Origin of the sequence: Paractinoplanes hotanensis (genome assembly GCF_023717965.1) — a bacterium.
In the GTDB taxonomy this organism is placed as follows: Bacteria; Actinomycetota; Actinomycetes; order Mycobacteriales; family Micromonosporaceae; genus Actinoplanes; species Actinoplanes polyasparticus.
Genome location: NZ_JAMQOL010000074.1, coordinates 1 through 24192, shown reverse-complemented (window position 1 = coordinate 24192; position 24192 = coordinate 1). Strand labels below are relative to the sequence as shown.

Annotated in this window: 1 protein-coding gene and 3 pseudogenes; 2 read left to right on the top strand and 2 right to left on the bottom strand. The window is 69.6% G+C overall.

Features of this window, described 5'->3' with window-relative positions:
- The first annotated feature begins 45 nt into the window (after positions 1–45).
- Both LXN57_RS42580 and LXN57_RS42575 read left to right on the top strand, forming a co-directional pair.
- Complete coding sequence (locus tag LXN57_RS42580) at positions 46–19851, top strand: toxin glutamine deamidase domain-containing protein (RefSeq protein WP_251803992.1); 19806 nt, start codon at positions 46–48, stop codon at positions 19849–19851.
- A gap of 389 nt (positions 19852–20240) precedes the next feature.
- Positions 20241–21314, top strand: a pseudogene (locus LXN57_RS42575) (IS630 family transposase); the annotation flags it as partial.
- Positions 21315–21521: 207 nt separating this feature from the next.
- Here LXN57_RS42575 and LXN57_RS42570 read toward each other — a convergent pair.
- Together LXN57_RS42570 and LXN57_RS42560 are read right to left on the bottom strand one after the other, a co-directional pair.
- Positions 21522–22825: pseudogene (locus LXN57_RS42570) on the bottom strand (IS256 family transposase).
- Between the two features lie 236 nt (positions 22826–23061).
- A pseudogene (locus LXN57_RS42560) lies at positions 23062–23745 on the bottom strand (IS630 family transposase); the annotation flags it as partial.
- Positions 23746–24192: the final 447 nt, after the last annotated feature.

Genomic DNA, 24192 nt, shown 5'->3' with positions numbered 1-24192 from the left:
GGTCCGTGTCCGTCGTTGTGAAGTTTTCGTAGGAGGTCGGTCGTCGTGGCTCTGCAGGCTCCGGATCCTCTTGCGCGGTTCTTCCTGTGGTTCTTCGGCATGGAGTTCCCCGGCCTCAACGAGGACAAGCTGGCGGGCCTGGCGACGGCGACCGCGGACCTCGGCCGGGGCGTGGACGGTTCGCAGCGGGCTTTCGTCGAGGCCGTGCAGCGGATTCTGGACGGCGTCGAGGGCCAGTCCAAGAGGGCGTTCGCCAGGAAGGCGGTGGATCTGCTCGCTCTGATGCAGAACGCGGGCCGGTTCACCCGGGCGGTGGGCAGCCAGCACCAGATGGCGGCGGGCACGGTGTTCGCCACGAAGGTGACCGCCTTGACGACTGTGGCGCTGTTGATGCTGGAGCTGGCTCACGCCATCAGCGTGTTTCCGTTGTCTCCGGTTCCGTGGTTCAACTTCTGGGCGAAGGCGCCGCTGGTCCGTGGCAGCCTCCGCGCGTTCCTGACCGCGATGGCGTCGAAGCTGGCCGGGATGTCGCGGATGGCCGCGGGTGAGGCCCTGGAGGAACTGATCGCGGCCCTGGTGGGCGAGCTGGCGGCGCTGGGCAAGTTCGGCAAGAGTGTCGATGGTAAGCAGGTGCTGATGGCGGGTGCCGTCGGCGGGGCCTTCGGTGCTCTCATGGGGGGTGCGCTTCCCGCCATCCGCGGCGCGGGCGGGGCCGTGGCGAAGGTGACCGGTCTGGACGACGCGGTGGCCGCGGCGTCGGCGACGCCGCTGAACAAGGCGATCCTCGACGGGACGGCGAACGTCGGCGAGAGTGCGGTCAGCGGCACCGTCGAGGGAGCCATCGAGATGCTTCTGGCGCTGGCGATGGGCGGTGGCGCAGGCAATTTCGGCGTGGCGGTCGTCTCCTCGATGTCCACCGACGCCCTGTTCAAGGCGGGGGAGGCTGCTAGGAACGCACTCGACAAGCCTCGCGGCGACGATGCGAGCAGCGGGCCACCGGACGAGAAGACCGTCGATGGCGCCGAGCCGAGACCGCTGCCGCTTCTGCTTCCGGCCCCGGATCCGATCGGCGCGCTTCCGGCCGGCGTCGATTCCGACACCGATGTGGCGGCGGGCGGAGCGAACGGCCCGCGACCATCGGCCACCGGGACGGGCATCGAGCCGGCGCCCGCCGGGGCCTCCGCCCAGGACGGCGGACCGCCGCCCGGGCCTGATGTGGAGGATGACGGACTGTCGCAGGCTGTGCCGGCTCCTGTGCCGTCCGGGCCTGATGCGGAGGATGGCGGACCGCCGCTTGCTGGATCGTCGCTTGCCGGATCGCCGCCGTTCGCCGGCGGTGGGAGTGCCGCGCCGCAGGCCGTCGTCGGCGCGGCGTCGCCCGCGCATGACGAGGCGTCCGTCATCCCGCCCGTGGTGGAAGGCGACCCCGAGCCTCCGGCGGAGTCCGGGACGGACACGCCGCCGTCGCGGCCGGCCGTTCCGGAAGCGGTGGCAGCGCCGGCCGGGGCCGTCCCCGTACCGGCCGGATCGACACTCGACGGGCCTCCGGTCGCGGTGACCGTGCCGCCTGCGGTCGGGGCCGGCGGGGTGACGGCGCCGCCCGCAGGCGCGTCATGGGCCGGCACCGTGAACAGCACAGTCATCCCGGCGACGGGCGCCGGCGCGGCGTCGTCGGCTCCGCCCGCGGCCACGCCCGCGTCGTCGGCTCCGCCCGCGGCCACGCCCGCGTCGTCGGCTCCGCCCGCGGCGGGTGGCACGGCCGGCGCTCCGGCTGCCGCCTCCCTTCCGCCGACCGGAGTTCGGCCGTCGATCGACCACCCAGCACCAGCCGAGCCGGAAATCGTCGACCTGCTGTCACCGACGCTCCAGGAACTCGACCCGAAGGTCCTCCAGGATGGGCTGCTGATGGCCGCCCCCGTCGCCGAGACCGACGCGCCGTCGTCGTCGGTGCCCTCCGCCGCGGCCGACGACGATGTCGTCACGGCCGGGCTGGGGAGCATGCCGGTCAGCCTCGGTGCTCCGGCCGACCTCACCCAGGACCTCGGCGCCAGGCCGGCCGCCGATGGCCGCCGTACTCCGGTCGGCCGGCCCGGCGAAGCGTCCGACCCGGACCTGCCGCCCACCGAAGTGAGCCTTCCCGAGTCGGCGTTGCCGGCCGCGAGCCCGGCGAGCGTTCCCGAGCCGGTTGCGTCGGCGGAGAGCCCGGTGAACGTCCCCGAACCGGTGCTGCCGGCGGCTGACCCGGAACCCACCCCCGAGGCGCCACCGATGGACCCAGCGGTAGCAGCACACCCCGAACCGGTCGCCGCGCCGCCGTTGTCGCCGGTTCCGGAGGCGACCGGCGCGGCGCGGCACCCCGCCACGGCCCGGCAGCAGATGGCCGCCCGCCGGCCGGCAGCGATCCACCAGCGTGTGACCACAGCGACGGGTATCACGCCGGAAGAGGCAGGTCCGCAGCCCGTGGCCCGCCTGGTGCCGGCAACCCCCTCGGCGGCGCGACGACGGCCGCCGGCCGGCCGGCAACCCGCCCGCCGGCGCCGCAATGCGCGCGCCGGCCGGATCCCGGCCACCGACGCCTGGTCTCTGCTCGGCCTCCGCTCCCCGGCGGAGCGGCAGTTGCTGGGGCCGGTTCCCCGCCAGGTCACACAGGTTTACATGTACCACCCCCCGTCTTCGCGGCCGCAGCACGGCGAACAGCGGCCGCACGGCGACGGTGCCACGCCGCCCCGCTCAGTCGATCAGAACGCCCCTGGTGTGCTCGCCGCGGAAACGGCGCCGCCGGCCGGTGCGGAAACGCTGGGTGGCACGGCGCGGGGCGACCGCGGCGGGGTGGCGGAAGCGCTGGCCGCGACGACGCTCGGTGGCGCGGTGGCGGCGACCGGCACGGACGCCGCGGAGGGATCCGACGCGCTCGCCAGGGTCACCGCCGGTGGCATGCTGGCCGCGGACTACCGGCGTACGGCGCAGGAGAAGATCGCGTACGGCCGGCGTCTTCTCGATGATCTGCATTCGCTGGGCCGGCGTGCGTTCATCCGCAAGACGGCGAACGCGGTTGCGCTGAAGGCGCTGACGGCCGAGGTGAAGTCCGCGACCCACCGGCTCGAACGGGAACTGGATGAGCTTGACCGCCGCATCCGCGCGGGCGACCCGATTCTGACCGGCTCGACGGCCGGGGAGAGTCTGCGGGGCGTCGAGGACGCGCTCGAAACCTTCACGAAGCAGACCAGTGGGGCCGTCGACCGCGTGGTGCGGTTGCTCGAACGCGAGGCGACCCGCAGCGTGGTCGAGATGGGCGACGGCGACCGGCTGGAGAAGTGGCGCAATGCCGTCGACGTGCTCGGCGGGATCCTGCCGTGGGTGGCTCAGACGCTCGCGCCCGAGGGGATGTCCGCGGTGCCCGGCGCGGTGGACGCGGGCATCAAGACCATCGAGATGATCGCCGTCGAACTGTACAACGACCACCATCAGAAGCTGTACGAGAGCACGCATTCGACGGGCGCCACGTTCGACGCGCTCGACCAGGACCCGACGCTGATCGCCCGGGCGATCGTCGAGCGGCAGAAGCACTCCTTCGATCTGTTGCTCCGCATCGTCGGCGTCGGCGCGGGGTATCTGCCGTGGTGGCCGGTCGTCCAGACGGCGCTGACGCACGCGATGACGACGTACCTGGACAAGCGGTTGGAGGCGACGGAGCGCGACCTCGAGGGCGGCGATGCGGTCACGGTGTCGGAGCGGCTGTGGACGGACGGTCGCGAGTTCCTTCTCGAGCGGCTGAAGCTGGAGAATCTCGGGCCGCTGATCGACGCGGGTCGCGGAAAGCCGGATCAGTTCGCCCTGGGCGCCATCGGGGCGGGCGTCGGCGCTGAGCTCCTGGTCGGGCTGCTGACCGCGGTGGTGCCGCCGAAGCCGCTGGAGAGGATCTCCGGTGACGACCTGCGTACGCGGGTGCGGACGGTTCGCGATCTGCGCGGAAATCCGGAGCAGTGGGACCGTGCCGAGCTCGGCACCGGGCCCGGGGCGCCGATCGGTGAGCCGGTCCAGGAGCCGGAGTACGACAGGTTCGGCCGCCGGCTGCAGCGGGAACGGGACCGCGGCTCGGCGGACGGCGTGGAGCGCAGGCACGTCGCCGTCGACTTCCTCGGGATGCCGGTGTGGGGCGACTACACCGTGCGGACGGGCGACTTCGAACCGGTACGCCCTGATCCCGCGAGTTTCACCGACCAGCGCGTGTGGCTGAACCGGACGATCGGCCCGGGCCACTATGTCGCCGGCGACGTCAAGGTGGAGGGCTCCTGGTACCAGCCGTGGCCGGACCGGTTCGACTATCTGTTCGTACCGTTCGACAGCGACCGCCGCCCGGAGTGGGCGCAAGCCATGGCGCCTACTTCTAAGGTGGACGGTGGGCGGTACAACATGAAGGCCACCTTCGACGAACACCCGGACTGGTTGCGGCCGTTCGCCTGGGATCCGCCGCGGGTGTTGACGGTCGATTTCGCGGAGGAGTCACACGAACCGCGGATGGACGCGTGGGCACTGCGGAACTTCGCGCGTCATACGGCCTCTCTCGCCCGCGGCGGCACCCCGGACGCACCGGCCGTCCAGGTCTCTGTCGAGGGCGGCGGGAACGGTCGGGGAACTCTGCGGAGGTGGGAGAGCTCGGTCGTCCGGCGCGGCAAGGATCCGGTCACCCGCGGCCTTCACCGGGCGCGGGCCGTCCACGCGAAGCTGGAAGAGACTCTCCGGCAGGAGCTGATCGGGCAGCTTCCGAACACCGATCGGGCCGAGATCGAGAACATGCTAACCGCGGTGCTGTCGCCCGCAACCGACCGTGAGTCGGACGCCACCGGCAGCAGGTCGCCGCGGACGCCCGACGTGTCCCCGGTACCCGAGGCCGCCAACCGTCAGGTCAGGGCCTGGGTCGAGACCGAGCCCGCACCGGTCTCGTCGATCGGCGCGGCCGGCAGCACGGCGACGGCAGTGTCGCCGTACGCGAGATGGTCGACACGGCCCGGCGGCGAGCCACCGGCCGTACCCCACTCGGATCGACCAGGCCTGGAGCATCTCGCCCGTCATCTCGCGGACGCCGCCGACGACGGGCAGGCGTGGGACCTGCAGATCGAGGCAGGCGACGCGCGCCAGGCCCGCGCGCTGCTGGAGGCCCTGATGCCCGAGGTGCGGGAACGCTTGCGGGAGAGGGGAACGTCCCCCGAGCAGGTCTCGGTCACGATACGCCGGCGCGCGGCCGGGAGCGGCTCGGGTGACGTCGTCATCTGGGCCGAGCCCCAGCCGGCGCCGCCGACCGGCCTGCACGACACCGAGGAGCAGCTGGTCCGTAGCGTCGGCGATCGCCTACGGCAGGAGAATCAGCCGACGTCGCGCGCCGCGATCTGGCAGGCCCGACAGGATCTGAAACTCCGCCATAGGCGCCCGCCCAAGGCCGTGGCAAACGACCTACCGACCCACTTCGACGACAGCGACCCGTTGGGGGAGACGTCCGATGGTCTGCCCGCCGAGCGTCGCTCGACGCCGACACGGTTCATCTCGTCGACCCTCGCAGATGACGAGGCCGTACGGTCGGTGTATCCGTGGTTGACATCGGTGAATCCGGACAGCTCACGGACGAACTGTGTACTGACGGCGATTGTGACGGACATGAATCTGGTGCCCGGCGAGCCGCTGGCATGGCAGGCGCCGGCGGAGGGCGCCATGCCGGGACTGAATCTGGTCCGGTATCAACGCGACCGGCTACGCTTGGCGGGTTTGGACTCGTTGTTGTACCGGACCGATTTGGAGTCGGTGCGCCGGTCGATGACGGCGGCTCCGGTGGGTGCGCGGGGCATTCTGCTGGTCCCGAACCGGGCAGGGATCTCTCACGCGTTCAACGTGGTGCGCGGTGAGGCAGGTGTGCTCTTCCTCGACGGTCAGCGCGGTGGGCTGGCGCGGCATCCGGAAGCGGTTGACGGGTGGTTCTTCCTTCCGATGACCAGCGGGATCGATGCTCCTGCGGGACCACGCCTCGCACACGGAGAGCGAACGGCGCCGGCCGAGTCACCGGAACTGGTCGACCCGGGCGTGCTCGATGGGCAGGCATACGGCCTGGGCGGGACCGAGGCGGAGATCACCTCCGGTTACATCACCTGGCCGGGAGAGCGTCCCGGAAGCGTACCGGAAGAGCTTTTCTATATCGCGGGTCATCGCGGATCCGGTCTTGCCGTCTCAATGACCCATCGTAGCTTCAAATGGGATGGCACGAGGTATTGGACGATGGCCGAAGGGCCGAGAGGCGTGGCGCGGAGAATGCTCGCTTCCCTGGAACTGGTGATCGACGTGCCGTTTCCGTTGCTTGCCCGGGAGCGGGACCAGCTCCGTCGTGATGCAGAGGCGTCTCGTCAATATCGTCTGGAGATCTACCGACGACTGGCAAGCACACCGCAGCTTGCCGCCGGCTTCCCTGGATGGCGTCAGGGCGTGCCAATAACCGAGATCTTCAGGCCGTCGGATAATTGGGAGTTCGAGGAACTCGAAATCAATTTCAGAAGAGTTTCAGCAGGCGCAATAACGTATTCTCCGGTTTCGGCCGATGCAACGATTCTCGTACACCCGCAATACACAATCGGCGCGGCACTCGGCGGGATTCACGAATTTCTCAGCGAAGTGCACGTCCTCTCGCGGACGGCCCAGAGAATCAAGGCGAAGGAGATTCTGGGCGATGGGCTCGAGGTCTCGCAGGCCATGGCGGCGTCCATCAGCGAAAATGCCTATCCTCGCCCGACCGAGTACGAACGGCGAGTGCTGCGCGACGTCCTCGTGCTCGCCTACACTCACACGATCGGCTACGCCGCAGGACTGACCGGCGGGGACCTGATGAAGTCATATCACGCAGCCTTGTCCCGGATCGACTTGTCGGTGCTCCGGGCGGGAGCGCCTCCCCGGGTTCAGCAGCTGCTTGTAACCTACCGCGACCACATCCGGACTGCGTTCACGGCGAAGGCAGAACATCGGTTCCCGGATTACTCCAGGCAATATGAACCTCAGCGGGGGCCACTTCGCGGTGGGATTCTCGGTGCGCGGGACTCCAGCCTTGACTTCACGGCGGGCGATTATCTCGACAACGCGTTGGATCCCCGTCGGGCCGGCCGCGTGGTCTCCCAGCAGGACGCTTTCGGCCAGATGATGACGCTCGAAGAATTGGATCGGTCCCGCGTGGGACTAGTGCCGTTGGTACCGTTGGAGTTGCGTTGGATCGGCCCCGGGGCTATCGCCCCGGATGCCATGGAGCGAACGTTCGACGAGCTCGCACAGTCTGCCCGGCGTGCCGCCGCCGTTGCGGACTACCACTCCTTCTCCAGGAGTGAGTACGGCGGCCATCTCATGACGGCGTTGAATATCGATACCGCTCGGTGGAATCCGTATTTCCGAAGCAGCGTCTCGGTTGCGGTCGACTGGTGGCAGCGGATACTTCCCTCTGCTCAGCCCGCGCAGGCCGCGGATCTCTTCCAGCAATTGGTCGCTCGAGTCCGGCTGGTCGAAGGGCAGGCAATAACGACCCCGGTCGAAGACCTGGTGTTCCCCTCCACATCCGTCGCAGACGTGCTGCTGGGCGTATACGCGGTGCAATCGGGAGCGCCGTTCTCGGCCGAGACGAGAGAGACGGTTGAGAAGGCAACGAGAAGACTGGCTCTGCTGCGCGACGTGCTTTACGGATACACAGGCGTTTCGGCCGATGCGAACCCCGCCATCGACGATGTCGGCGCGCTGGAGACCGCGTTGCGCACCCGGCTGAGTGAGATGAGTAGTCAATCCCCTGGGTTCGGTGGTCCGCCCTGGCCAGGCGGTGGCTATGGAGAGGGCTTCAGCCACGGCGGTTACTCAGGCGGCGGCCAGTTCTCTACCGGTGGTTGGCCCTTTGCGGCCACCGGATTCCGTGGCGTCTCACCCGGCGCCGACACGACACCGATGCCGTCGGCGTACACGCCGGAGCAGATCCGTCAGCGATTCCCGCTGCTGGGCACGGTCAACCCGCAGCGCGCAACCGGCACCGAGACCGATTCCAATTGCGTGGTCGCCGCGATCAGCTACGTCCTCGCCAGGGACGAGGGAGCCCCCGTCGAAGCCTCCGGCTCGACCGAGCTGCCCGGCGTCGATTTGATCAACTTCCAGCGACAGCGCCTGGGCTTGCCCGACGACGAACACCTGGTCTGGCTTACGCCAAGCATCGAGGCGTTGACCGGCAGCATGCTGGCGTCCGGCGAGGGAACGTTGGTGTTGCTCGCCGCTCGGGGCGACGACGTACACATCAACCATGTGTACGTCGGGGAGGTCGACCACCTCGGCGTCACCTTCTTAAACCCCCAGACCGGTGAGCTGGCGGCCCTGCCGGCCGCCACGACCGCCTTGGCCGTCCTGCCGCTGACTCATGGAATGGTGATGCCTGCGGGCGCTCGAATGCTCACCCCGGCCGAGGTGAACCTGTCCACTTCGGCCCCTCGTCCGGAGGGCTCGGCCGACATCGAGGGCTCCACCAAGACCACGACCGGCGCCGCTCCGGATACCGACGGTCCGAGCAGCACCGGGCGCGAGGAGGTCCGGGTCGAGGACGCCTTCGCCACCGAGAGCACCGAAAACACGCAGAACACCGCGGACGACACCGCGCCGCCGCCACACCCACCGGCTCTGTCGAAGCTCCGGGACCATAGCCCCAGGTTCGCCGAGGCGCTGGACTGGCGGCAGGGCGACCCGTCGGGCGACTTCCGTGGGTTTTCGGGCGCGGCGGTGCGGGACGACCCACGTCCAACCATCCAGTCGCGGTTTGCCGACGAGGCGGCGGTGCGGGCGGCCTATCCGTGGCTGAGCCACCAGGACGGATCTTTCGTCGCGCAGGTCAACAGGCAGCTCTCCGCTCGGAACCGGCCGGCGCCGGCGTTGGTGATCCTGCGGGCGAGGGACGAGATCTCCGCCCGGTCAGGAGGTGCGCCGGTTCCGGTGGACGCCGTGGTTGCCCACCTGGCTCCGGTACCGCAGGGCGTGCGGGATCTGGCGGCCATGGGCCGGGTGGTGGTCAGGGCGAACCCCGACGGTGACTGCTTCTTCCATGCCTTCCTGACTACCCTGGCGGCCGCCCGACACACAGTTGATCCAGGCCCGGCCGCCGTGCCGGGTGCCCGGGACCTGCTGGCGCGGCAGGTGGGGCCACACGCCTTCCGGTCCGAGGGTGGGCTGTTGCCGGACCGTGCCCTGGACGCGACCTTCAACCGTCACCTCGTGCGCCGGGCGGGGCCCGCCGCCACCGTGGAAGAGGTGCAGCTTCAGCTTTGGGCCGCTGGTGCCGGGGAAGAGGTGTGGGAGGACATCCGCAACGAGGTCCGGCAGCTCCACTCGTGGAATCACGAGAGCGGGGATCTGTTCCCCTATCTCGCGGCGATGGCGTACCAGGTGCAGATCCGGATCATCGACCGCGATGGCGGAGACCCCGTGGTGATTCCGAATCCGGGCCGGCCGGAGATCGTCCTGTACCGGTCTTCGGCTACCCATTGGGAGGGCACGGCCGCGGCGCCTGCCGGACCGTTCGGCCGCTTCGGCGCCGCGGTGACGGACGATCCGGCCATGCTGGCCGAGCCGACGCCGTCCGATCTGGACGGCCGGTCGGTCGGCTTCGTCTTCGACTGGCTCCGTGGGATCAACTCCGCGGTGAAGGACGCCGATCCGGCGGCTCGAAGTGAATTCGCGACCAACTGCGTGGTGGCTGTTCAGGCGACCGACATGGCTCTGCGGGATCCGGAAGGTGCCATCTACCAGGCCCCGCCGCTGGCGCCACAGCCCGGGTCGCACCTGGTGCGGATGCAGCAGCAACAGCTCGGCCCGGACGCCGGCCAGACCCGTGGTGTCTGGCAGGTGCCGGACATCGGGGTCATCCGCGACGCGATGCTTGCCGCCGACGACGGCGCCCGCGGCGTGGTCATTGTCCGGCGCGAGGGCTCCGACGTGGGGCACGCGTTCAACGTGGTGCGGCACACGGTCGGCGGGCGCCCGGCGGTCACCTTCCTCGACGGGCAGACCGGAACGGTCGCGCGGCTGCCGCACAACCCGAAGCTCTGGTTTCTTCCGCTGACCGCCGACATCTCCCCGGACGCCCGAGCCACGCGGGTCCCGGACGACGATGTCCTGCCATCCGGACTGGCCGGCCCAACCGACGCGACGGCCAGCGCCGAGCCGGCGGCGGTCGGCCCGGGCGAACTCGGCCGCGAGGTCAACCTCGGCCTGGCCGAACAACCGCTCGGCGCGTCCGGCGCTCCGGCGCGGGCGACCACGCCCGTGACCGACAACCCGAATTCCCGGGCGGTCGACGGCCTGATCGCCAGCATTGAGCAGCTCACCACGGAAATCGACAGTGCCAACCGGGAAATCGACGAGGTTGCCAAGCGGACCGACCTTCTTCGAGTGCTGGCAGGCCGAGCCACCGGGTCGCGGCTCACGAACCTGCAGCAGCAGGTCACAGACGGGGACCAGCGGCTCGCGGCCATGCGGGAGCAACTCGAGGTCCGGCAAGAACGGCACACGGCCCTGCAAGATTCGCTGGAGACCCATCTGCGGGCCGAGAGCAGTGACCCCTCGGACCCGGCGGGTTTGGTCTCGGCAGTGACGGGGGGCACCGGGCAGCGGCGCGGGGGCGTCCGTCCTCTGCCGGTCCCGGCCCCCCCGGCTGTCCCGGTGCCGGAGGTCGCCGCTGCGCAGCAGTCCGGAAACGCCGCCACCCCTCGTCGCAAGTCGCACCTTGAGTGGAACGGGGACGAGCCGATTCTGCCGTCGCCGGAAGTCATCCGCGAGGTGGCTACTAGCTTTCCTGGGGTTTTCGAGGTCTTGCGAGCACAGGCCCGGAACATCTTCCCCCTCGTCCCGAGCAGCACTCAGGCGGCGGCGGTCAGCTATGTGGACCTGCAGCTTGTCGCCTACGTCATCTACGCCTATGGGACTATGGAGGCGCAAAAGGTAGCAGCGTGGCGGGCCGCCTCAAACGTGAAGCGTGGACGTCGATTCGGCCGTTACTATCCGAGCGGCGACAAGGCCGGACCCACATCCGGCTCCGGTGCGCTTCGGCCGGCTGAAGGGACGACACCTCCGCCGCACACCACCGGCGTTGAACTCGGGAGGGTTCCCGCAGACGGGCGATGCCAGCTTTACAGTGTCATCGGGGCGGCGACGGGCCGGGTCCTAGCCTTCCTCAAGGTGAACAATCTTGGTGACGAGCAGATGCACTCGTGGCTTGAGAACGGCGAAACTGTAATTGCCGACCTCGCCTACTACGCGCAGCCCGGCCGGCGACGTGACGAGTACGGGCTGCTTCACGCTGACACGCTGCCGGCGCGGGCGGCGAACGCGTTGAGCGAACTGGTACGGCAATACCTGGACGACAGGAGGACCAACCCTGCCGAGGTGCCGCCGTGGGTGGTCGCGCAATACCGGTTGAGCAATGTCGGTGACAGTTCTGCCGAGATCGCCGGTTGGGACCGGTCCGCCCTCCTCGAGGAATTGGCCGCTCTCCAGGTCGTCGTCGTCACCGATCCCAGTTCCGTTCCACTCGAACTACTGCGCGACAGGTACATCGCCGCACGTACCGATGAGCTCACGACGTCAGGAATGTCGCGACGTGCTGCCCAGAACATGGCTGAAGAGCAGGTGCGGCTCACCCATGACGCCACCGGCAGGGCCAGGCTGCACGACGACTCCCTCAGCACGCGGCGAATGCTCGACTACGTCAACGGTGTCCCGAACGGCCGGCCAGTGACGGTAGCCGAGCTGCCCGATGAAGCCTTGCGGGGGACGCTCGTCATGGAACGGATGAGACCTGACCGGACGGTCACCACATCCGAGTTCAACGCCATGTACGGCGCCGTGACACGCTGGGCGCAATCCTGGAACGAGGCCGAGGGCGAGGCGTTCCTGCCGCTGATAGCCGCGGCGCTGAACCTGCGGATCAGCATCGTCATCCCCGGAGTGTCAGACCCGATGACCTTCGGACTCGACAACAGCCTTCATATTGAGGTGGAGCGTTACGCGGATCACTACACTCTGCCAAGGTCTTCCGGCAGAAACCCCGATCCGGGTCCGGTAGCGTCCGCTCCTGCGGCACGCCCGCTGCCAGCCACGCCGTCCGGGCCGAGTTCACGCGGCGCACGAGGAAGAGATCCCGCCTCTGACGTAACGAGTTCCGCGGCGTCGCAGCGGGCGGAATCGCGGGAAGACCGGTCGGGCGCCGAGAAGCGGCGTGCCGCCGACCGCCGGTGGTGGCCCCGGTCGCGTGGTACGGGTTCGCTCGGCGGACCTGATCGAGCCGTGTTGGAGGAGGTGGCGGACGCGACGCTTGCGGCGGTCCGCACCGGTGCCCCCATCCAGGTGGAGGTGGAGGCGGACAGCGACGCACAGGCGCAGGAGGTGCTGGACGCGCTGATGCCCGTCGTGCGGATGCGGCTGGAGAATGACGGGCTGCCCGAGGAGAACGTCTCAGTTGCCGTGCGCATGCGGGAATGGAGGTCATCCGCGCAGACCGGCGATCGTGTCTCCGTACGGCTGGCGCTGCCGGAGCCCGTGGCGATTACGCAAGAGAAGGAGCGGTTGGCTCGCGAGGTCAACGCCACCCTGCGTCCTCGGAATCGGCCCGCGTCAGTGGCGACCGTGTGGCGGGCGCGCGAGGTGATCGCCGCGCGGACGGAGCAGGGCGATCCGGTGTCGGTGCGGCAGATCGCCGATCTGGTCGCTCTCGGCTTGCCGGACGCGGAGTTCGTGCGGGTTGTCAACCAGCACCTGGAGGGACTCCATCATCTTGCGGTCGACGCGATCCGGGTGGCGGACGCGCGGCAGGCTCTGCTGGACCGTCCGGCGCTGGGCCGCACCAGCAAGGACCAGGCTGAGCGGACGGCGCACTACATCAAGTTCGGCCGGACGACGGCCATGACCGGATTCAGCCGCGATGAGGTCGCCCGTGCCGCGCAGCGGTCGGCAAGCAGCCGTGATGCCGCCGCGGCGCGGGGCGGCGGTCCGACGCAGGCCGCGGCGGGCCCGTCTCGCGCGGCCGAGGCCGCGGCGCCCGGTGTCAACCAGCCGCCAATGGCGGGCGAGGCACACCCTCCGGGTTCGCGGGCCGCCGCGGTCCCGGTCGCCGAGACCGACGCGCCGTCGTCGCCGGTGCCCTCCGCCGCGGCCGACGACGATGTCGTCACGGCCGGGCTGGGGAGCATGCCGGTCAGCCTCGGTGCTCCGGCCGACCTCACCCAGGACCTCGGCGCCAGGCCGGCCGCCGATGGCCGCCGTACTCCGGTCGGCCGGCCCGGCGAAGCGTCCGACCCGGACCTGCCGCCCACCGAAGTGAGCCTTCCCGAGTCGGCGTTGCCGGCCGCGAGCCCGGCGAGCGTTCCCGAGCCGGTTGCGTCGGCGGAGAGCCCGGTGAACGTCCCCGAACCGGTGCTGCCGGCGGCTGACCCGGAACCCACCCCCGAGGCGCCACCGATGGACCCAGCGGTAGCAGCACACCCCGAACCGGTCGCCGCGCCGCCGTTGTCGCCGGTTCCGGAGGCGACCGGCGCGGCGCGGCACCCCGCCACGGCCCGGCAGCAGATGGCCGCCCGCCGGCCGGCAGCGATCCACCAGCGTGTGACCACAGCGACGGGTATCACGCCGGAAGAGGCAGGTCCGCAGCCCGTGGCCCGCCTGGTGCCGGCAACCCCCTCGGCGGCGCGACGACGGCCGGCGACCGGCCGGCAACCCGCCCGCCGGCGCCGCAATGCGCGCGCCGGCCGGATCCCGGCCACCGACGCCTGGTCTCTGCTCGGCCTCCGCTCCCCGGCGGAGCGGCAGTTGCTGGGGCACGTTCCCCGCCAGGTCACCCGGGTGTTTATGTATCACGCGCCGCCCGTTCGGCCCCCGGTCGGCGTGGCCGTCACGCCTGGCGGTTCCCCGCCGGACGCGGCGATGCGCTCTCCCTCGGAGGCCCCCCACGAGTCCACGCTGTGGGACCTGGCCGCGTCAGAGGTGATAGTGCTCGAAGGGATGGCGGAGATCACCGCGGACCGGAGCCACGATCTGCAGCCGATCCACGGCAGGGACCTGCGGTCGATGCTCGACCGCCACCGAGCGGTGAATCCCGACTGGGATCCCGGCCGGCAGTCCCCGGAAATGCCCAACGACGTCGGGGCCACGACGGTGACGGCCCTGCGGCAGTTGCGTCGCATCGCCATGGTCTCGACCACGGACGAGGCCGTCGACCAGCTGGTGGCACAGGCGCCGGAGGGGGACGATGCGGCGCCCCAGCGAGTTCGTGTGCTGGTAGTGGCGCGTGTCAGGGGGCTGCCCGACGACGTCGAGGCGCTCGCCGCATGGGTCACCCGGGTGCTCCGGCACCGGCTCTCGCACGGCTTCGCCCGGTGGGCGGAGCGCAACGACGGCATGGTGACGCCGCAGCTGGTGGTCGACTACGAGGTCCGGCCGCCGTCGCCGACCGCGGCGGGCTGGGACACGGTGGAGGTTCGTTCGCTGGGCTTCGAGCCGGTGCCGCCGTCGGCGCCGCGCTCGCTGACCGGCCAGGCAAACCGGCTCCCGCAGCCGTGGACCGCGACGGTGCGCGTCGGCCGGAGCGGTGTGCTGCCCGCCGACCAGGCCAGGTTCGACCTGGTGGTCGAGCAGATCGCGCAGCGGGTGAGCCGGGCCGGCGACGCCGGGGCACAACCCGTGCTGATCTTTCTGACGCTGTCGCGCGGGCCGCACCACCACGACGACGCGGCGGACACGGACGACTTCGGCGGGCACCTGCGGGACGCCGTTCAGCACCGCATGGGCGCCGCTCTCGGCGGAACCCAGGCGGCCGCGCGGCGGGCGGCCGAACTGGTCGAGTTCCTCGCGGTGACCACGGAGGACGGCCCTCAGCCGACCACCGGCCCGGACCGCTTGAGCATCGAGATCCCACCCGTCGAACGGCCCTTGCCGATCCAGGACCGGCACCGTCCCGAGCTGGACTATCTCTCGACTTGGCGGTACCGGACCGCGGCCACCTCGTCGGCCGGCTGGTGGCGCCTCACGAATCCGGTGCGGAGCACCACCGAGCTGGTCGCCCAACTGCCCGATTCGATCTTCCGGACAGTGCGCGCGGACAACGTGGACGTCGGCGATCCCCTCGGGGACGCCGCGCAGATGGTGAGCGGGAACGCTTCGGTCGTCCGGTACGGCGTGGCTCGGATCCTCGTGCGGCAGCCGGGTAATGCGGAGCCCCGCGGGCTCCGGGTCTTCCGCCTCCGGCTCCACCTGCGGGGCGCGGCCGGGGTGCACCGCGCGCAGCTGCGGCGGCTGGAGCAGGAGGCCGCGTCGGCGGTGAACCGCGTCTTCAACTATCAGTTCCAGCTTCCCGGCGACGATGCCGACCAGTTGCACGTCGATGTGCGGTTCACCGACGCCAGCGCCGCGCACCACGTGCTCGACGTCGCGACCGCACCACCCGGTGGGAACATGCTCGCGGATTCGGCGACCTGGTCGGTCGCCATGCTGTCGATGGCGCCGGCCAGGCGGACATACCTGCTCGCGCATGAGATCTCCCACCTGCTCGGCACGGTGGACGAATATGTCGATCCGCAGGCAGGAACCGGCGGCCGCCCGTTGCCCTTCTTCCGGCGGGACAGCCTCCCGGACTTCCTGCCCCGGATGCCCCGGCGATCGGCAATGCCGCGCCTGATGGGCGGGCTCGGCCGGGAGGACGCGGTTGCGGCGAGCCGCGCGGACTGGGTCTCACCGCGGTACCTGATGTACCTCGCGCTGGCACAGGAGAGCGCGGTGCGGGCGCCGGAAACCAGGCTGGGCTGGAGCGGCAGCGTGCCGCTGGGCATGACCACCGACCCGGACACGTGGTCCGCGCCGGCGCAGGCCCGCGCGGCGCTCGTTCCGCTGCTCACCCGCCGCCGCGGCGAAAATTCCGAGTTGCGCGAACTCACCGGCCTGGCCCTGCGCGACCGGCGGTACCGCGACGACCTCACCCGCGCAGTCACGACGCTGTTCGCCGCTGACCATCCTCGGGCGCCGGGGACGGCGTACCTGGTGCTCTACGGCGAGGAGGAGTTCCGGCTGCTGCAGGAGGCGCTCACCGGCCCGGCCGACGAGCGGCCCGCCCTCGTCGCGGTCCGGGACGAGCCGGGTCGGCGGCACCTGTTCGAGATCCTGGTCGAGATCACCGCCGATGACATCCTCGACGCCGACGACCTGGCGCCAGGCGCCGTCCTGGTGCCGCCGCATGTCCCGCTCCGGCTCACCGGGCGGGAAAGGCGGGCGGGACTTCCTGTCCTCCGGCTCGGCCAGGCCGGTCCCGCCGAAATCGTGCGTCCACCGGTCCCGGACGCCGTGACTGAGGCCGATGAGCGGGCCGAGTCGTCGCTGCGGCCGCCCGCCGGCATCGACGCGGACCACCAGGCGTCTGCCGAGAAGACCGCGGAGATCCCGGCCCGGCGGGCCGCGCTCCAGCTGGCGGACGAGGCAGGCCGCGCCACCCGCGAACGGCGACTGGCGGCCAGGTCCGCGGCGCCGCCGTCCGAGCCGCGTCCCAGATCCGGCGAGGAAGGCCACCCCGAGGTCCTGGTCGTGCTGGACCATTCGCACTACAGCTTCGTGCCACCGGCTTCCCGCCCGCGGATGCTCCCGGTTCCCCTGCCGACCCCGGGTTTCCGGCTGCCAGCCGTTCCACCTCCGGTGGGCACGCTTCCGCCAGGCGTGCCACCGGCGGGATTTCTTCCGTACGCGGAGCCGGAAGGTCGCGGGGAAACCGACGCGCCGCAGCTGATTGTGCCGCGGTCGGTGTCGCTGGACGGATCTGCCATGGTGGCGGGTGAACAGGAGTTGGCCGCCCTGGCCCAGGAAGTGGTGGCCGCGGCGCAGAGCGGCCGGGCCTGGGAGATCCAGGTTCGGGCGGGCAGCGTGCACCAAGCACGGGCCGTGCTCGGCCGGTTGATGCCGTTGGTGGCGGCAGAGCTTGCGGACGCCGGGCTCTCCCGGGATCTGGTGTCGGTGTCGTGGCGGCCAGGCGAGGTGGGTTCTGCCGACCTGCGGCTGTCGGCCGAGCCGCAGCCGCTGGGTCCGGCGGATCTCACCGATCACGACCGGCTGCTGGTTAACAGCGTCAGCCGGGCGTTGTGGCGCGACAACGAGCCGGCCTCACCCGCGGTCATCTGGGCATCCATTCAGGCGCTGCGAAACCGTACGACGAGCCCGTCGGTGTCGGCGATCCGCGACCACGTGCTCAGCGGTGGCTTGCCGCAGCGCTTGCGTGGTGGCGCCAGGCAGAACCTCTCGGCCCGGAGCGGGCCCGGTGACATCCGGCCGGAGGATGTGCAACGGCTGCGGGAAACGATCGACGGGGCCGGGTCTCGAGGTGTGAGCCGATCCGAGCTGGTGCGGCGCTTCCGAGCGTTTCCGGCTGAGCGGCTCACCGAGTTGCTGGCCCGGCTCGGCGCCGATCAACCCGACCAGTTCCGGGAATGGGAAGAACGCGGCCAAGGAACCCGCAATGTGACCTACTACGGGCAGGTGAGCGATACCCGCACTAACGAACGTCACCCTGACCCGCCCGGTGCTCTGGGGCTCAGGATGCTCGGCGCACCGGTACCCGACGATGTGCCTCTGCAGCGGGCACAGCAGTTGATCGATGCCGCTGGACCGGATGGCCTGAGCTTCACCCAACTGTACGAGAAGCTCAAGCGGCACCATTCGGCCAACCAGGTATCGGAGTTAGTGCGCCGGCTCTTCGAGCGGTTTCCCGAGGACTATCGGACCTGGAACGAGGGCGGCCGCTCGAGGGCGACCTATTACGCTCGGACGGGAAGCCGGTCCACCGGGGAGCCCGGTCCGCAGGCACCGCAGGAGATCGTGGCCGCGCCCGGCCACCAGGCCGGCAGCGAGGGTTCCTTCCGGGACCGCAATTCGGCTCTGGCGAGGGTCCAGGCGGAGATCGACCGGGCGGGCCCTCGCGGTTTGAGCCGCTCCCAGCTGGTCGAGAGGTTCCGGCGGATCATTCCGGCCGATCAGGTCGCAGATTCTGTGCACTGGCTCGGCGAACACCACCCGGACGACTACCGAGCCTGGAACGAGTACATCCAGGGGCACTTCGTGCCCTACCTCGGACGGGCCAGGGACCCGTCCACCCGCGAGCCTTATCCGCCGCAGGCCGCCGCCCATGCGATCCGGCCCTTCGCGATGCCGGCGCCCGCCGAATCTCTCCTGGACCACGTCCGAGTCCTCATCGACAGGGCCGGGCCGGACGGCATCACGCGCACCCAGGTGGTCAAACACTTCCGGCGCAGGTACCCGGCCCACGAGGTTGACGCGGAACTGGCCCGGCTCCTCGACGAGCACCGCCACGAGTACCAGAGCTGGGACGACAACGTCACCGGGCGCCGCAAGAAGTACTACGGGCGGGTGCCGGACCGGGAGCCGCAAGCCGATGTGCCGGCTCCGAACGGGCACGGCGCCCCGCTGGCGATCAATTTCGGGAGCCTCGCCGCCGCCGGGTTGAATGCCGAGTCCGCCGACGGCACTTCCTACCTGTTGTCCTCCGCGCACGGTGGGCCCGCGAGGGCAACCCGGGTGACCGCGAGCCAGCTCGGAGTGATCTCCCACCTTCTCGGACACCCGCCGGGCAGGGTGACCCCGCAAATGGCCATGGCAGCGTTCGGCTGGGCCTATTCCCAACCCATGGCCGGAGTGGCTGCGGCGATGAGCGAGCTCGGTTACACGGTCGAGGGTGGTCCCGTCGGGCCGTGGTTCGTCCGATTCTCCCTGCCGCCCGCCGACGAATCCGGCCCACCGGATCTTCCCGGCGCGCAACAGGTCGGCCCGGCCCTGCGCCTGGACCTGACCGGTACCGCCGACGACGCGAGCCGGGAGGAGTTCGTGGCCGCCGTCACCTACGCCTACCGGCGAGGAAGTATCGACCTTCAGCTAGAGGCCGGCAGCCAGGGACAGGCCGATGCCGTGCTCGCGTCGTTGATTCCCGAGCTGCGGCAACGCATCCAGGGCCACGGGCTGTCCGCGGAGGACCTCTCGGTCTCGGTGGAGCTGAGGGAAAGCCGGGACAGCACGACGGCGCAGGCCAGGGTGTTCCCCAGGCCGCAGCTGGACTACGCCGGCGAGCGACTGGTCAGGGAGGTCAACAGCATCCTCCTCGGGCGGGGACGGCCGGCCTCGGCGTACGCGATCATGTGGACCCGGGACAGGATCGCCGCCCGGTCCGAAGGCCGACAGCCGGTTTCGGCCGCCGACGTGGTCGCCGAGCTTTTTCCGGAGTCGCGGGCCGAGCGGGAACTGCGGGCCATGGGCCGGGTTGTGGTCCCGACCGAACCGGACGGCGACTGCTTCTACCGGGCCTTCCTCGGCACCGCGGCGACGACCCTCGGGCGGGGCCGTCCGCCGGTGACCGTGCCGGAGATGCGGAACCGGCTGGCCCAGCAGCTCGGTCCGGGCGCGCGATCGTCCGAGGGCGGCCTGGTGCCCGACCAGGTGCTGGATGCCGCCTACTACCGCCACATCGTGCTCCGCGCCGAACGTGCTCGGATCACGCCGGACGCGCTGCAGACCCAGCTCGTCACGGAGGGCCGGACGCAGGAGATCTGGGAGGACCTCCGCGCCGAGATCCGCCGGTCCCGGTCATGGGACAACTCTGGCGGCGAGCTCGCTCCGTATCTCGCCGCCATGGAGTACGGCGTGCGGATCCGCGTGTTCAGCCACAACAGCGTTCCCCAGCAGATCGGCCATGCTGGAGCGCCGGAGATCGTGCTGTACCGGCCCGCGGTCAACCACTGGGAAGGCACCGCCGGGTCCTCCGCACCGTAAGCCACGGGCGGGCACCCGCGGGTGTTCATGGCGGACACCAGCGATGCGATGACGCGCGGCCTCGACCGGGCGATTCGCCGACCTGACGGAGCTTCGCCGTCAGGGCCCGCTGCCGGGCGGGATGGAAGCGGATAGCGCCCTGGACAGCCGGCGTCTGGCCCGGGGCACCTATACCGCCGAGCCCGCGCCGTCCAGTCCTGCCGACGGGACGTTGTGCGGCACGCCAGCCGAGTTCTCCGGGTACGGGATCATCGCGGAGGGCCGGGCAGCAGAGGTCACGAGGGACGTCATCGAATGGGTCCGGGACTCAGCTTGATCTTTAGCCTCGTCGGCCGTTGAGGGTAGTGTCCCGAATCGTTAAATCGGCGTCAGTGGGTACGGTGGGGTGCATGCCTTCTCCGGTAGCGGTGCCGATCGTGCTCACTGACGGCGAGCGGGAGCAGTTGCTGGCCTGGTCGCGCAGGCCGTCGAGTGCGCAGGCCCTAGCGGCGCGTTCGAGGGTGGTGCTGGCTTGCGCAGACGCGGCGGGAGAATCGAACAGTCAGATCGCCCGCCGGCTCGGGATCTCCCGGAACATGGTCTACAAGTGGCGTAACCGGTTCGCCGTCGACAGGCTCGAGGGGCTTCTGGACGAGCCTCGGCCGGGCCGGCCCCGCACGATCGCGGACGCTGACGTCGAACGGGTGATCACCGCGACGCTGGAGACGACACCAGTCGATGCGACGCACTGGTCGACCCGGTCCCTTGCCGCCGAGGTCGGGCTGTCGCAGACCGCGGTGCCCCGGATCTGGCGGGCATTCGGGCTGCAGCCGCACCGGCAGGACACCTGGAAATTGTCGAAGGACCCGCAGTTCATCGACAAGGTCCGCGACGTCGTCGGCCTCTACCTCGACCCACCGGAACGCGCCGTCGTGCTGTGCGTCGACGAGAAGTCCCAGATCCAAGCCCTGGACCGCACCGCTCCGGTCCTGCCGATGCTGCCCGGCACACCGGCGCCGGCCAGCCACGACTACGTCCGCAACGGCACGTCGAGCCTCTACGCCGCGCTGAACCTGGCCACCGGCAAGGTGATCGGCAGCCTGCACGCCCGGCACCGAGCCATCGAGTTCAAGAAATTCCTGCAGACCCTCGACCGTGAAGTACCCGCCGACCTGGACGTGCACGTCGTGCTGGACAACGCCTCCACCCACAAAACCCCGGCCATCAAACGCTGGCTGGCCGCTCACCCCAGGTTCGTCCTGCACTTCACTCCGACCAGCTCATCGTGGCTCAACCTCGTAGAACGCTGGTTCGGGGAACTGACCACCAAGAAACTGCAACGCGGCACACACCACTCGGTCCGCGCGTTGAACAAAGACATCCGCGACTGGATCGGGACCTGGAACGACAACCCGCGGCCCTACGTCTGGACCAAGACCGCCGATCAGATCCTCAAATCCATCAAACGCTACTGCACAGCCGTACCCCACCAGCTCCTCGTCCGACAGCGCCTCGCCATCCTTGACCTGCGCCTCGATCAACGCGCTGAGCAGGTCGTCGCCCGGCTGGACACGCTTCTCGGCGATCAGCTCAGCGGCGAACCGTTCAGATTCAATGCTCCGGCCCGCTGATAGTCAGAGGGCGGGGCCAGCGGGTCTGTCAAGAAAACGGTGTAACTCGATTCGGTTTGGTTAGTTGCGGCCGGCGGTGAGGCGGCCGTCGAAGGCCAGGTCGAAGGCGTTGAGGGCGGGTTTCCAGCGGATCGCCCAGCGTCGGCGGCCTTGCCCGGTCGGGTCGAGGGCCATCACGGCGAGGTAGACGCATTTCAGAGCGGCTTGCTCGTTCGGGAAGTGCCCGCGGGCCCGCACGGCCCGGCGGATCCGGGCGTTGACCGATTCGATGGCGTTCGTGCTGCAGACGACCTTGCGGATCTCGGCGTCGAAGGCCAGAAACGGCACGAACTCGGCCCAGGCGTTGGTCCACAACCTGACGATCGCCGGATACTTCTCGCCCCAGGTCTCGGCGAACTCGAGGAAGCGTTGCTCCGCGGCGGCCTCGGTGGGTGCGGTGTAGATCGGCTTGAGCGCTTTCGCGATCTGGTCCCAGTGCTGGCGACCTGCGTATTTGAACGAGTTGCGTAGCAGATGGACCACACAGGTCTGCACCACGGTCTGCGGCCACACGGTGTTGATGGCGTCGGGCAGGCCGGTCAGGCCGTCGCACACGGCCATGAGGACGTCTTCGACGCCGCGGTTCTTCAGTTCGGTGCACACGCTGAACCAGAACTTGGCGCCCTCACCACCGTCGCCGGCCCACAATCCGAGGATGTCGCGGGTGCCCTCAGCGGTGACGGCGAGAGCGACGTAGATGGGCCGGTTGGCGACCTTCCCGTCGCGGATCTTGACGTTGATCGCATCCAAGAAGATCACTGGGTAGACACGGTCGAGGGCCGGTTCTGCCACTCGGCCATGCCGTCCATGACCTTGTCGGTGATCGTGGAGATCGTCTGCTTCGACACCTCAGCGCCGTAGACCTCGCCCAGGTGAGCGCTGATCTCCCCGGTCGTCAGGCCTTTCGCCGACAGCGACAGGACCATGTCCTCCACGCCGCTGAGCCGGCGCTGACGCTTCTTGACGATCTGCGGCTCGAAGCTACCGTCGCGATCGCGGGGCACGCTGATCTCGACCGGGCCGACGTCGGTCAGCACCGTCTTGGCCCGGGTCCCGTTGCGGGAGTTCCCGCCGTCTTTACCGGCCGGATCGTGTTTGCCATAGCCGAGGTGGTCGGTGATCTCACCGTCCATCGCGGCCTCGATCACCCGCTTGGTCAGCTGCTGCAGCAGCCCGCCTTCACCGGTCAGCTGCAGGCCTGCTGCGCGGGCCTGCTCGACCAGCCGGCCCACCAGTTCCGCGTCCACACCCTCCGGCGAGACCGCCGGATCCTTCTTCTTGACCACCGCGAAAGTATCCACGGTGGGCTCGCTCGTCACAGTCATCAGGTGTCTCCTTGATCAGGAGTTACACCGTTATTTTTACAGTCCCGGGCCAGCGAGGCGGTGTGCTCCACGCCCGGAAGTTTGTTTGGGAGTGCTCCGGCACACCCAAGAGCTCGCCGATAACCGTGATCGGCAACGGCCCGGTGAAGTGTTCCACCAAGTCCACCTCGCCCAGGGGGGCGATTGTGTCCAGCAGAGAGTCGGTGATCTGCTGGACACGCGGGCGATTGATTCGAGATCTCTTCGGCGGTCTTGGTCCAGATGAATGGTCGTGGATTCTGGTTCCAGTCGGCGATCCACGTGCGGATGTCGGCTTCGAGGGCCTGCACCGACTTGTGGGTGCCGCGGCGGATCTTCTGGTCGGTGAGGAATCCGAACCAGCGTTCGACCTGGTTGATCCAGGAGGATCCGGTGGGGGTGAAGTGCATGTGGAAGCGGGGGTGTCTCTTGAGCCAGGCCCGGATGGCGGGGGTTTTGTGGGTGCCTTAGTTGTCGCAGATCAGGTGTATGTCGAGGCCGGCTGGGACGGTCTTGTCGATGGTGATCAGGAACTTCTTGAACTCGACCGCGCGGTGCTGACGGTGCAGTTCGCTGATGACCGTGCCGTCGGCGGTGTTGAACGCGGCGAACAGGCTGGTGATGCCGTTGCGGTGGTAGTCATGGGTGCGGCGTTCGGGCATGCCGGGCATCATCGGCAGGACCGGCTGGGAGCGTTCCAGGGCCTGGATCTGGGACTTTTCGTCCACACACAGCACCACCGCCCGTTCGGGCGGGTGGTGATACAGCCCGACGACGTCGACGACTTTCTCGATGAACTGCGGGTCGGCAGGCAGTTTGAACGTGTCCGCCCGGTGCGGCTTGAGGCCGAAGTCGCGCTAGATCCGGCCGATCGTTGACTTCGACAGACCCGACTTCTCCGCCGGCCGGGCCAAGCTGCACGACAACTCGCTCAATATGCAGAGCATGCTCGACTACGTCAACGATGCCCGAACGGCCGACAAGTGACGGTGGCCGAACTGCCCGATGAAGCCTTGCGGGAGATGGTCGTGATGAAACGGATGAAACCTGACCGGACGGTCTCCGGATCCGAATTCAATGCCATCTACGCTGCCGTGACACGCTGGGCGCAATCCTGGAACGAGCCGAGGGTGAGGCGTTCCTACCGCCCTACCGCTGATAGCCGCGGCGCTGAACCTGCGGATCAGCATCATCATCCCCGGAGTGTCCGACCCGATAACCTTCGGACTCGACAACAACCTTCCTATTGAGGTGGAGCGCTACGCCGATCACTGAACTGATCTCAGCAAGGAATGACAGCCGATTCGGGATGACACGGGTGAATCGGTGGTTTCGGGCGGTCCTCGAAA